Annotated in this window: 10 protein-coding genes; 5 read left to right on the top strand and 5 right to left on the bottom strand. The window is 59.0% G+C overall.

Features of this window, described 5'->3' with window-relative positions:
• Position 1: 1 nt before the first annotated feature.
• The 4 genes from AC07OV_RS25755 to acs form a co-directional block, all read right to left on the bottom strand.
• On the bottom strand, positions 2 to 700 hold the full coding sequence (locus AC07OV_RS25755) for an ABC transporter permease (RefSeq protein ID WP_176997965.1): 699 nt from the start codon (positions 698 to 700) through the stop codon (positions 2 to 4).
• Positions 697 to 1,386 carry an ABC transporter permease gene (locus tag AC07OV_RS25760; protein WP_016973726.1) on the bottom strand — a complete coding sequence of 230 codons (690 nt, stop codon included), beginning with the start codon at positions 1,384 to 1,386 and terminating at the stop codon, positions 697 to 699. The genes AC07OV_RS25755 and AC07OV_RS25760 overlap by 4 nt, the downstream gene beginning before the upstream one ends.
• A 91-nt stretch (positions 1,387 to 1,477) precedes the next feature.
• The gene (locus tag AC07OV_RS25765; protein ID WP_071483227.1) at positions 1,478 to 2,263 is read right to left on the bottom strand and encodes an ABC transporter substrate-binding protein; all 786 of its coding nucleotides are present in this window, start codon (positions 2,261 to 2,263) and stop codon (positions 1,478 to 1,480) included.
• Positions 2,264 to 2,969: 706 nt separating this feature from the next.
• The gene (acs, locus tag AC07OV_RS25770) at positions 2,970 to 4,925 is read right to left on the bottom strand and encodes an acetate--CoA ligase (RefSeq protein ID WP_495093234.1); all 1,956 of its coding nucleotides are present in this window, start codon (positions 4,923 to 4,925) and stop codon (positions 2,970 to 2,972) included.
• A gap of 396 nt (positions 4,926 to 5,321) precedes the next feature.
• Here acs and AC07OV_RS25775 point away from each other — a divergent pair, with 396 nt between their 5' ends.
• The 4 genes from AC07OV_RS25775 to AC07OV_RS25790 all read left to right on the top strand — a co-directional run bounded on the left by AC07OV_RS25775 (position 5,322) and on the right by AC07OV_RS25790 (position 8,995).
• Positions 5,322 to 5,591 (top strand): DUF2790 domain-containing protein, encoded by a 270-nt coding sequence (locus AC07OV_RS25775; protein WP_494998307.1) that lies wholly within the window; start codon positions 5,322 to 5,324, stop codon positions 5,589 to 5,591.
• Between the two features lie 557 nt (positions 5,592 to 6,148).
• Positions 6,149 to 7,399 (top strand): ribonucleotide-diphosphate reductase subunit beta, encoded by a 1,251-nt coding sequence (locus AC07OV_RS25780; RefSeq protein WP_176997967.1) that lies wholly within the window; start codon positions 6,149 to 6,151, stop codon positions 7,397 to 7,399.
• A gap of 166 nt (positions 7,400 to 7,565) precedes the next feature.
• The gene (locus tag AC07OV_RS25785) at positions 7,566 to 8,279 is read left to right on the top strand and encodes an HNH endonuclease (RefSeq protein ID WP_495093235.1); all 714 of its coding nucleotides are present in this window, start codon (positions 7,566 to 7,568) and stop codon (positions 8,277 to 8,279) included.
• A gap of 71 nt (positions 8,280 to 8,350) precedes the next feature.
• A complete protein-coding gene (locus AC07OV_RS25790) occupies positions 8,351 to 8,995 on the top strand; it encodes an HAD-IB family hydrolase (protein WP_031320524.1) in 645 nt (214 codons plus the stop codon).
• 240 nt (positions 8,996 to 9,235) lie between these two features.
• Here the strand turns inward: AC07OV_RS25790 and AC07OV_RS25795 are convergent, their stop codons facing one another.
• On the bottom strand, positions 9,236 to 10,195 hold the full coding sequence (locus AC07OV_RS25795; RefSeq protein ID WP_495093236.1) for a LysR family transcriptional regulator: 960 nt from the start codon (positions 10,193 to 10,195) through the stop codon (positions 9,236 to 9,238).
• A gap of 228 nt (positions 10,196 to 10,423) precedes the next feature.
• Between AC07OV_RS25795 and argH the strand changes: the two genes are divergently transcribed.
• A complete protein-coding gene (gene argH / locus AC07OV_RS25800; protein ID WP_495093237.1) occupies positions 10,424 to 11,851 on the top strand; it encodes an argininosuccinate lyase in 1,428 nt (475 codons plus the stop codon).
• The last annotated feature ends 189 nt before the right edge of the window (positions 11,852 to 12,040 follow it).

The raw sequence follows: 12,040 nt of genomic DNA on the forward strand, positions 1-12,040 counted from the left end.
ATCAGTGCTTCCGTGGAGCCAGGTAGCTCAGCCAGCGGCCTTCGGCCATCTTGAACAAGCGCACCAGGATGAAGGTCAGGCACAGGTAGAACACGCCGGCGGTGATGTAGGCTTCGAACGGCAGGTAGAACTGGGCGTTCACCGTGCGCGCGGCACCGGTGATGTCGATCAGGGTGACGATGGAGGCCAGGCTGGTGGTCTGCAGCATCATGATCACTTCGTTGCTGTACTGCGGCAGTGCGCGGCGCAGGGCCGACGGCAGCAGGATGCGGCGGTACAGTTTATAGCGCGACATACCCATGGCCTTGGCCGCTTCGATCTCGCCATTGGGCGTGGCCTTGAGGCTGCCGGCGATGATCTCGGCGGTGTAGGCGCTGGTGTTGATCGCAAACGCCAGGCACGCACAGAACGTCGCGCTGGACAGCAGCGGCCACAGGAAGCTTTCGCGCACGGCGTCGAACTGGGCCAGGCCGTAGTAGATCAGGAACAGCTGCACCAGCATCGGCGTGCCGCGGATCACGTAGGTGAACAGCCAGGCCGCACCGTTGACCACCGGCTGTTTGGACACGCGCATCAAGCCCAGGGGCAAGGCGGCGAGCAGGCCGAAGAACAGCGAGATGGCGAGCAGTTTCAGGGTGGTCAACAAGCCGCCGAGGTACAGCGGCATGGCGTCCCAAATGACGTTGTAGTCGAAGATCATAGATCAGCCGCCCTTACGCCTACCGAGTAGCGCTTCTCAAGATGACGCAAGGCCAACAACGAGACGCTGGTGATCACCAGGTACATCGCCGCCACTGCGAGGAAGAAGGTAAAAGGCTCGCGGGTGGCGTCTGCCGCCTGCTTGGCCTTGAACATCATGTCTTGCAGGCCCACCACCGAAATCAGCGCGGTGGCCTTGGTCAGTACCAGCCAGTTGTTGGTGAAGCCGGGGATTGCCAGACGAATCATCTGCGGCACCATCACCCGGAAAAACACCTGGAACGGGCTCATGCCATACGCCATGCCGGCTTCGGCCTGGCCCTTGGGAATGGCCATGAAGGCGCCACGGAAGGTTTCCGAGAGGTAGGCGCCAAAGATGAAACCCAGGGTGCCGATACCGGCGGCCAAGGGGTTCAAGTCGATATAGTCGTCGTAGCCGAGCATCGGCGCGACGCGGTTGAGCAGGTCCTGACCGCCGTAGAAAATCAGCAGGATCAGCACCAGGTCCGGGATCCCACGGATCACGGTGGAGTACAGGTCACCCAGCCAGGCCAACCAGCGCACCGGCGACAGGCGTAACGCGACCCCGATCAGACCCAGAACAATGGCCAAGGCCATGGACGACAAGGCGAGCTGAAGCGTCAACCATGCGCCATCGAGGATGACGGCCCCGTAGCCTTTCAACATGATTCAGGTCCTCGAAAAGGGGGATGAAAAAATGGCGCAAACCTCAGGAATTCTGTTGCTTGCGCCATTGCGGACAGACAGCTGCGACGAGTTACTTAGGGTCAGCGCCGTAAATATCGAAGTCGAAGTATTTGTCCTGGATTTTCTTGTATTCGCCGTTGGCACGGATCGCCGCGATGGCCGCGTTGATCTTGTCCAGCTCGGCCTTGTCGCCTTTGCGTACAGCGATACCGATGCCGTCACCGAAGTACTTGGCGTCGGTGAACTGTGGGCCCACGAACGCGTAGCCTTTACCGGCCGGGGTTTTCAGGAAGCCGTCTTGCAGCAAGGTAGCGTCGGCCACGGTGCCGTCGAGGCGACCGGCTTCCACGTCCAGGTAGATTTCGTTCTGCGAGCTGTAAGGCACAACGGTGGCGCCTTTCGGAGCCAGCACTTCCTTGGCGAAACGATCGTGGATCGAACCGCGCTGCACACCGATCTTCTTGCCTTTGAGTTCATCCAGGCTGTCGCTGACGGTGGTGCCTTCCTTCATCACCAGCTGCGCCGGGCTCAGGTAGTAGCGGTTGGTGAAGTCCACGGACTTCTTGCGGTCGTCAGTGATGGACATGGACGACAGGATCGCGTCGATCTTGCGCACTTTCAGCGCAGGGATCAGGCCGTCGAACTCTTGTTCGACCCATACACACTTGACCTTCATCTCTGCGCACAAGGCGTTGCCGATGTCGTAGTCAAAACCCACGATGCTGCCATCCGGCGCCTTCGAGGCAAACGGAGGGTAAGCCGCTTCGATACCAATCTTCAGGGGCTTCTCATCAGCGAAAGCCTGCATGGACAGCACGGACAGCGCCAGGGCGCCCAACAGCACGAGTTTCTTCATCTTGGGACTCCATCGGTATAGGGCAAAAAGCAGTATGAGCCGGGGCCCACGATGCGACTTAAGTGAAACCGAATAGCGGTGCTGCGTCCTACGCGGGCTATACACCTGCGACGACGAGCGAGTGATCGGCATTCTAACGACAGGCCGGAAGCCGATATTTCCTCAATGCGACAACAATTTACAGAAGCACTGAGAAAGCGGTTCCAGCACATTGACAGTCCCTGAATTTTATGCAGAGACAAAAGATATTAAACCTGTTGATGCTGCAAATTGCGGGCCTATTATTCGCAAACCCTTCTAGCACGGCAAGTCTGGCGTTTAATCTTATTTCTGGGAGTGTCTGGAATGGGGTTTTTCGGGGCAAAGACGTAGCACATTGCCTCATGTTTGGGCGTGGGGTTACACATTCAGGGCCGGCGGTAACATCCAGAAACTTCCCACAAGGGAAACCGATATTTATTGGCCTCTGCGTTGAGTAAGGCCGTCGGACAACTCACCGACCTTGATTTGAAATGCACTCCAACTGTGGGAGCTGGCTTGCCTGCGATGAGGGTGTGTCAGACATAGGTGGGCTAACTGACAGATAGCCATCGCAGGCAAGCCAGCTCCCACAGTGAACCGGTTTCTTCTGTGGTATTGAACTGCGCCTCACAAAAAAGCCCCACCCGGCCTACACCGAATGGGGCTTTATCTGACCAGCCTCGCCTTAAGCGACGTTCATGGTCTTGTGCGTTTCAATCAAATGCGCCACCACGCCCGGATCGGCCAGGGTGGAGATATCCCCCAAGCCTTCATATTCCGCCGTAGCAATCTTGCGCAGGATACGCCGCATGATTTTCCCCGAACGCGTCTTCGGCAAGCCCGGCGCCCACTGGATCACATCCGGCGAGGCGATCGGCCCGATCTCCTTGCGCACCCAGTTCTTCAGCTCCAGACGCAGCGCTTCGTTCGGCTCTTCACCGTTCTTGAGGGTGACATACACATAGATGCCCTGCCCCTTGATGTCATGGGGCACACCCACTACCGCCGCTTCGGCGACTTTCGGGTGGGCGACCATGGCGCTTTCAATCTCGGCGGTGCCCATGCGGTGGCCGGACACGTTCAGCACGTCGTCCACACGCCCGGTGATCCAGTAGTAACCGTCCTCGTCACGGCGCGCACCGTCACCGGTGAAGTACATGCCACGGAAGGTCTTGAAGTAAGTATCAACAAAGCGGTCATGGTCGCCGTACAGCGTACGCGCCTGGCCCGGCCACGAATCGAGGATCACCAGGTTACCCTCGGCCGCCCCTTCGATCAGGTTGCCCAGGTTATCCACCAACGCCGGCACCACGCCGAAGAACGGCCGTGCCGCCGACCCCGGCTTGAGCGCATGAGCGCCCGGCAGCGGGCTCATCATGTTGCCGCCGGTTTCGGTCTGCCACCAGGTGTCGACGATCGGGCAACGGGATTGGCCGACATTCTTGTAGTACCAGTCCCAGGCTTCCGGGTTGATCGGCTCACCCACCGACCCCAGCAGGCGCAGGCTGCTGCCATCAGCGCCTTCCACGGCAGCGGTGCCGGAAGCCATCATCGCGCGGATGGCGGTCGGCGCGGTGTAGAGGATGTTGACCTTGTGCTTGTCGACGATCTTCGCCACCCGGGTGATGTCCGGGTAGTTCGGCACACCTTCGAACAGCAAGGTGGTCGCGCCGTTGGCCAACGGGCCGTAGACGATATAGGTGTGGCCGGTGACCCAGCCGACGTCGGCGGTGCACCAGTAGATTTCGCCCGGGCGGTAGTCGAATACGCGCTCGTGGGTCAGGGCCGCATAGAGCAGGTAGCCGCCGGTGGTGTGCTGCACGCCCTTGGGCTTGCCGGTGGAGCCGGAGGTGTACAGGATGAACAGCGCTTCTTCGGCGCCCATCTCTTTGGGCGCGCACACGGTGCCCGCCACTTTCATCAGGTCTTCGTACCAGATGTCGCGGTGCTGGTTCCACTTGATGTTGCCATTGGTGCGCTTGCACACGATGACTTTCTGGATGCTGCTGGTTTCCGGGTTGGTCAGGGCGTCGTCGACGTTGGCTTTCAGCGGAATCTTCTTACCGGCACGGATGCCTTCGTCGGCCGTGATCACCACCTTCGACCGACAGTCGATGATGCGACCGGCCAGGGCTTCCGGCGAAAAGCCACCAAACACCACGGAATGGATCGCACCGATGCGGGTACACGCCAGCATGGCGACCACGGCTTCGGGGATCATCGGCATATAGATAGTCACCACGTCGCCGCGGTGCACATCCTGGCCGCGCAGGGCGTTGGCGAACTTGCAGACTTCTTCATGCAGCTCGCGGTAGGTGATGGTGCGGCTTTCGGAAGGGTCGTCGCCCTCCCAGATGATGGCTGCCTGGTCGCCACGCTCGGCGAGGTGACGGTCAAGGCAGTTGTAGGAAACGTTCAGGGTGCCATCGGCAAACCATTTGATGTCGACATGGTGATCGTCGAAAGAGGTCTGCTTCACCGCGGTGAAAGGCTTGACCCAGTCAAGGCGCTTGGCTTGCTCGCGCCAGAAACCGTCGGGGTTGACCACCGACTGCTGGTACATGGCCTTGTAGGTCGCCTCGTCGGTCAGCGTGTTGGCTGCTACTTCGGGGCGAACGGGGTACAGGGAAGCCGCACTCATCTTTCTTACCTCGGTGACAATAGTTGTTTTTGTATGCCCTGTTGTAGCCGGGGCTGCCCCATAGAACCATTCGACGATGGTAGTAACAAGCCCCTACATTTTGCCCTGCTATGGGCGTTTGTGGCTCTGGCCCGCAGCCCGTGGCGCTTTGCGCCTTGATGAAAAAAGCTTTACCACGGGATTGTTACAAAAACCGCCAATAGTGTTTATCAAAAGCACGGGTATATGAATATAACCCACACGCCTAAAATTCATTCCGTCAACGCGACACTGTGATTAACAACGCAACAGCCCCCACGAAGGCAACGTTAATCCGAACTTTCCAATCCCAAGTTACACACGTGGCCTCACAAGGGCCCCGTGACCCACTTCGACCTCAATAAGGTAAATAGAGAAATGAAAGCTTTAGTAGTTATGGCCCTCAGCAGCTTGTGCGCCACCGCCGCCCTGGCCGACGAGGCCGCGACTGACGTAGCTGGCCGCAATACCCCGATCGTTGAAGACTACACTTACAGCACTCACTTGGACGTTGCCAAAGTATTATCCATGAGCACTGTCCCGGAAGTTTGCCAAGTTGTTCCCGTACAAATGGAATATGAAGACTCACAAGGCCAACGCCATATTCTTAACTACCAAGTCATGGGCAATGGTTGCTCTAACGGCTAATAACTTCTCAAGTTTGCTCTAAACCCGGATCTTGGCCGCCGCAAGAAATCGTTCTTGCGGCCAAGAACCTTCCCCTGAAATACCCCTATCCCAATGTGGGAGCTGGCTTGCCTGCGATGGCGGTAGCCGCCACACCTGTGCAATCAGCTACAACCCCTCCTCCAGCCCCAACAAAATACCTCCACCGCCCGTCACCCCGCCAAACCCCTGCAAACCCTCACTCTGGCTCAGATAGCAGGCTTTTTGTCTGTGATCCGTGACCATCGGCCCCAACACAAGCGCGTTTTTTTCCCCTACAATGCGCGGGTAAATCGGGCCTGCAATATCCCTTTACACCGGGATGAAGAGCCAGACCTGAGGCCTCCGCGCAAGCTTGCATCGACCGCTGCGCACCTCAAGCCTCAAGCAGAGCACCCGTAACCCAATTACGTTTAATGCGTGCGCTAGCTGCAACAAACGATTCCTTAAGATCCACCGCGGCCTCAGGGCCGTGTGAACACCCAACCATCCGGTTTCACACGGGCACCTTTGAGCCCTCACGCAGGAGACGACACGTCATGCTGAGCTGGGACGAATTCGACAAAGAAGAAGAAGGCGAAGTAGCCACCAAAGGCGCCAACGCCGGCCACGCCACCGAAGCCAACATGGACCGCCTCGACGGTGCCGGCGCCGCTGCCGCCATCGAAGCCCGCGCCGTCACCGCCAGTGACTCCGCCGCCATCGTGCGCGCCAAGGCCGCCCTCGACAGCCTCGACGTCGCCGAAGGCCTCGCCGAACTCGAAGGCGCCTCCGCCCGCGTCGCCGTTGACGAAAAGCGCATGATCAACTGCCGCGCCGACCTCAACCAACTTGTGCCGTTCAAGTACGACTGGGCCTGGCAGAAGTACCTCGACGGCTGCGCCAACCACTGGATGCCGCAAGAGGTCAACATGACCGCCGACATCGCCCTGTGGAAAAACCCCGAAGGCCTGACCGACGACGAACGTCGCATCGTCATGCGCAACCTCGGCTTCTTCTCCACCGCCGACTCGTTGGTAGCGAACAACCTGGTGCTGGCCGTGTACCGCCTGATCACCAACCCGGAGTGCCGCCAGTACATCCTGCGCCAGGCCTTCGAAGAAGCGATCCACACCCACGCCTACCAGTACTGCATCGAATCCCTGGCCATGGATGAAGGCGAGATCTTCAACATGTACCACGAGATTCCATCGGTCGCCAAAAAGGCAGCCTGGGGCCTGAAGTACACCCGTTCGATCTCCGATCCGAAGTTCGAAACCGGCACCGTCGACACCGACAAAGAACTGCTGCGCAACCTGGTCGCCTACTACTGCGTCCTGGAAGGCATCTTCTTCTACTGCGGCTTCACCCAGATCCTGTCCATGGGGCGTCGCAACAAAATGACCGGCGTGGCGGAACAGTTCCAGTACATCCTGCGCGACGAGTCGATGCACCTGAACTTCGGTATCGACGTGATCAACCAGATCAAGATCGAAAACCCGCATTTGTGGGATGCCGAGATGAAGGAAGAAGCGACCCAGATGATCCTGCAAGGGACTCAGCTGGAGATTGAATATGCGCGCGATACCATGCCTCGTGGGGTGTTGGGTATGAATGCGGCGATGATGGAGGATTACCTCAAGTTCATTGCTAACCGTCGTTTGTCGCAGATTGGCCTTAAAGAAGAGTATCCAGGGACGACCAACCCGTTCCCGTGGATGAGCGAGATCATGGACTTGAAGAAAGAGAAGAATTTCTTTGAGACTCGGGTGATTGAGTATCAAACCGGTGGGGCGTTGAGCTGGGACTAATACCTCCGTGCTCTGAAACACTAAAAAAGCCCTGGGAATACTCCCGGGGCTTTTTTATGGAAAAAATTGAAGCTATAGGACGGTTACTCATTTGCAGTAGGAAATTTCGTAGACGCAATAGTAGCCACTCAGTATCGTCCGAGGGTTTTCTACCCTCGGCGGCTGTATGGATATTACGAAAGACAAAACGGATTGGAGCGACGCTGAGCTAGCGGCGGCGGTAGCGGCCTACTTAAAGATGCTGGCGTGGGAACAGAACGACCAACCCTTCAATAAAGCCCATGAAAACCGACGGCTACGCGAAGGTCCTGTGGCGGGTCGGGCGAAAGGTTCTATTGAGTTTCGCATGCAAAATATCTCCACCGTGCTCGATCGGATGGGGTTGGAGCGCATCGTAGGCTACAAGCCTGCGAAGAACGTGGGCACAGGCGTTGAGCTGCGCATCCGAAAGGCGCTCAATGCCCAGGGTGTTTTTGAATCGGATGACACCGCCCAAACCGCCGACGAGCAAACGCTCATCCGCCGCGCGTCCAAGCTACAGAAGCAAACCTTCCATAAAGTACCTGACGGCATCGTGCAGCCGCAGAAGGTCGCCACCGTGAGCACCTCCTTCGTTCGCGACCCAAAGGTACGCGCCTGGGTGCTAAAAGAAGCCAAGGGCATTTGCGAAGGCTGCAACACCAACGCGCCGTTTGAGGTCGATGGCCAGCCATTTCTTGAAGTACATCACGTCAAGCACCTGGCCCAGAAGGGTTCGGATCGCATCACCAATGCTGTAGCCTTGTGCCCCAACTGCCATCAGCGTTGTCACCGGTCGAGCGATCGGGAGGCTTTCACCGCCGCGCTTTACTCTAAAATCGAAAGATTGATACGCGAGTAAACGCCTGCTGTCACAGCTGATGCATCACCCCATTGATTAGATAGGACCGAGGCCCACCCGTGAACCCAGACATGCTCGAAGCCGGCCCCGCTGACGCCAAAGTACTTTCCGTCTTTGACTTCGACGGCACCCTGACCCACCACGACAGTTTCGTGCCCTTCCTCAAATTCGCCTTTGGCCCTGGGGAGTTTTACGGCCGGATGCTCAAGCTGGCAGTGCCGGGGCTGCGTTTTTTGGTGCGACAGATCAGCCGGGATGAGTTGAAGGCGCAGTTGATCCGCACCTTTATGACGGGAGTGGAGAAGGCGTGGGTTCAGCAAAAGGCGCAGGCGTATTGCCAGAAGACGTGGCCACGGTTGATGCGGCCGACGGGCTTGCAATCGGTAGCGGATGAGGTGAAGTCCGGCGCGGTGGTGACGCTGTGTTCGGCGTCGCCGGCGTTGGTGTTGCAGCCGTTTGCCGATCGGCTGGGGATCAAGTTGATTGGCACTGAGCTTGAGGTGGTGGACGGGGTGTTGACCGGCAAGCTCACCGGGAATAATTGCCGGTGTGAGAACAAGGTGCTGCGGCTTGAGGCGGTGTATGGGGATTTGGGCGAGTATCGGCTCAGGGCCTGGGGCGATACGCGTGGGGATCGTGAGTTGTTGGCGGCAGCGCAGGATGCGCATTTTCGGCATTTTCATTCGAAGAAGAAGCGGGCTCGGTTGCAGCGGTGATGCGGGTGGTAGGGGTTGGCGGGTGGACCGAGGCGATCCCTTCGCTGCCTCGCTGGGGCTCGAGAGCTCCCACCTTTTGATCGGTGTCGGGCTGGGTAGCGCACTAGCATGGGGTGCTAGGGGTTGATGCGGATGGAGAGGTTAGCTGGTAAACCGAGGCGATCCCTTCGTAGCCTCGCTGGAGCTCGACAACTCCCACATTTGAGCTTTGTCAGCTTGTTGATCTGTGTTCGGCGGTGTTTATGTGGCGGCCTTGAGGTCTACGCCCAAGGCGGTGGCGAAGGCTTTTACCATCGGGCTGCGCGGGGCGTTGTGGCGCAGGATCAGGTTGAAGACTGTGCTCAGGTGCACTTGCTCCGGGCACAGTGCGCGTAGGCGCCCTTCCCTGACCAACGGGGCTGCGTAGTGCTCGGGTAGGAAACCGAGGAAGCGGCCGGTGAGGACCAGGATGGCGACGGCTTCCACTTGCGAGGCCGAGGCGGACTGGCTGTCGTAGGTGACGAAGTTGGCCTTGTCGCGGTGGATCGCATAACGGTGGTTCACCACTTCGTAGTGGCGCAGCACGTCCGGTGTGATTTCACTCGCATTGAACAGCGGATGGCCTACGGCGCAGTAGGCGTGGGCCTTTTCCTCGTACAGCGGGAAATAGTCGAATTCTTCACGGCGCTGGTACACGGGCACGATACCAACGATCAAGCGCCCCTCCACTACACCGCGCTCAACTTCGTCCAGTTGCGAGGCATGTAAGCGCAATCTAATTTTCGGCGATTCGCTATGTAATTTCCCCAGCGCCGCAATGAGCGGGGAATTAACGTCAGACACAGTGTTATCAATAACACCCACACTAAGGTCGCCAATAAGCTCATTTTGCGCCGAACTAAGCTTGTCGCGAAAACTGTCTACCGAGGTGAATAACTCGATGGACGCCTGATACACCAGCTTGCCTTCTTCGGTCAGCCCAAAACCTTCCCGGCCCCGTGTACACAGGCGCATGCCAATGCGGATTTCCAGGTCGGAGATCTGTTTGCTGATGGCCGCCAGGCCCACGTTCAGCTCGTTTTGCGCGGCGCTGAAGCCGCCGGCTTCGACCACGGCCATGAACACGCGCAGCAATTTGAAGTCCAGCCCGCTCAGTTGCAGGGGCGGTCGCGTGCCGGGTTTGGGCGGTATGTTTCCAGAAGTGGAAAGTGGGGTTTCCATAATACGCGTTGACCTCAAGTGCCATATTCAACAGGCTTGAACCCAATCCTTGAACATAGCCAGGCGGCGATAATGGCCGTAAACATCGGCCCTTGGCAACCTTGAATATAGCGGGTTGAACAGCACACAGAGGCTGATTTAACGCCCGGCAAAACCTGACACTACGATCAGGACTTTTTACGTTTTGACTGCCTCCGACTCTTCTAAAAACAAGCGTGAGGAACACCCATGTCCCAGCCCACCGACCGCCTTTGGGGCGCTCGTTTCAAGACCGGCCCGTCTGCTGCACTGGCCGCGTTGTCGCGTTGCCCTGAGCGCTATTTCCGCCTGACGCCCTACGACCTGGCCGGCTCCCGCGCCCATGCCCGTGAGCTGCAGCGCGCCGGTTTGCTGGATGAGTCGGAAACCCAACGCACACTGGAGGCCCTGGACGGTATCGGCAACGACTTCGCCGCCGGCAACCTGCATCCAACCCTGGATGACGAGGATGTGCACACCTTCATCGAACGCGTATTGACCGAGCGCCTCGGCGCCCTGGGCGGCAAGCTGCGTGCCGGGCGTTCGCGCAACGACCAGACCGCCAACGACCTGCGCCTTTTCCTGCGTGACCATGCGCGCACCATCACCACCGAGGTCCTGAGTTTGCAGCAGGCGTTGGTGGAGCAAGCCGAGCAACATGTGCAGAGCATCTGCCCGGGCTTCACTCACTTGCAGCAGGCGCAGCCGATTGTGTTTGCCCACCACTTGCTGGCGCATGCGCAGTCGATGTTGCGCGATGTACAGCGCCTGGTGGATTGGGATGCGCGCACGGCGCTGTCGCCGTTGGGTGCCGCCGCCATGGCCGGTTCCGCGATTGCGCGTATGCCTGAGCATTCGGCCAAGGAAATGGGTTACACCGGGCCGTGCGAAAACTCCATCGACGCCGTCGCCAGCCGCGACCATGTGGCGGAGTTCCTGTTTGTGGCAGGCATGCTCGGGGTGAATATTTCACGCCTGTCCGAAGAGTTTTGCCTGTGGTCGTCGCGCCAGTTTCGTTGGGTGGTGTTGGACGATGCCTACGCGACCGGTAGCTCGATCATGCCGCAGAAGAAGAACCCGGACATTGCCGAGTTGGCGCGGGGCAAGGCTGGGCGGTTGATTGGCAACCTGACCGGGTTGATGTCGACGCTCAAGTCGTTACCACTTTCCTACAACCGCGATTTGAGTGAAGACAAGCACAGCGTGCTCGACAGTGTGGACACCCTGTTGCTGGTACTGCCGGCGATGGCTGGGATGGTGGCGACCATGAAGGTGCAGGTGGAAGAGCTGCGGCGCCAGGCGCCGATGGGCTTTACCTTGGCGACCGAGGTGGCGGACTGGTTGGCCACAAGAGGTGTGCCATTTAAAGAGGCGCATGAGATTACCGGCGCCTTGGTACAGGCCTGTGAGAAGCATGAGATCGAGTTGTGGGAAGCCTCGCCGGCGATGTTGGCGGAGGTGGATGCGCGGCTGACGCCCGAGGTGCGTGACTGCTTGACCCTGGAAGCGGCGATTGCAGCGCGCAGTGGCTGGGGTGGTACGGCGCCGGAGCGGGTCAAGGAGCAGATTGATCGGTTGAAAACGGCGCTGGCGGCTCAGCAGCAATGGGCTGACAGCTACACAGGCTTCCGAATTTGACCCACCCCCTGTAGAAGCCCGGCTTGTCGAATCGTCGCACCGCAGCGATAGCGTCCACAAAATCGCCATCGCAGGCAAGCCAGCTCCCACAGGTTGAGATTTAACCCGTACTTGTAGGAGCCCGGGGGGGGGGGGGGGGGGGGGGGGGGGGGGGGGGGGGGGGGGGGGGGGGGGGGGGGGGGGGGGGGG

This window comes from Pseudomonas sp. GW821-FHT09A09 (genome assembly GCF_059418405.1).

Bases quoted from the DNA above. Each gene is read 5' to 3' on its own strand.
- AC07OV_RS25780 (WP_176997967.1), top strand. From the start codon at position 6,149: ATGCTGAGCTGGGACGAATTCGACAAAGAAGAAGAAGGCGAAGTAGCC.
- AC07OV_RS25775 (WP_494998307.1), top strand. From the start codon at position 5,322: ATGAAAGCTTTAGTAGTTATGGCCCTCAGCAGCTTGTGCGCCACCGCC.
- argH (WP_495093237.1), top strand. From the start codon at position 10,424: ATGTCCCAGCCCACCGACCGCCTTTGGGGCGCTCGTTTCAAGACCGGC.
- AC07OV_RS25765 (WP_071483227.1), bottom strand. From the start codon at position 2,263: ATGAAGAAACTCGTGCTGTTGGGCGCCCTGGCGCTGTCCGTGCTGTCC.
- AC07OV_RS25790 (WP_031320524.1), top strand. From the start codon at position 8,351: ATGCTCGAAGCCGGCCCCGCTGACGCCAAAGTACTTTCCGTCTTTGAC.
- AC07OV_RS25760 (WP_016973726.1), bottom strand. From the start codon at position 1,386: ATGTTGAAAGGCTACGGGGCCGTCATCCTCGATGGCGCATGGTTGACG.
- AC07OV_RS25755 (WP_176997965.1), bottom strand. From the start codon at position 700: ATGATCTTCGACTACAACGTCATTTGGGACGCCATGCCGCTGTACCTC.
- AC07OV_RS25795 (WP_495093236.1), bottom strand. From the start codon at position 10,195: ATGGAAACCCCACTTTCCACTTCTGGAAACATACCGCCCAAACCCGGC.
- acs (WP_495093234.1), bottom strand. From the start codon at position 4,925: ATGAGTGCGGCTTCCCTGTACCCCGTTCGCCCCGAAGTAGCAGCCAAC.
- AC07OV_RS25785 (WP_495093235.1), top strand. From the start codon at position 7,566: ATGGATATTACGAAAGACAAAACGGATTGGAGCGACGCTGAGCTAGCG.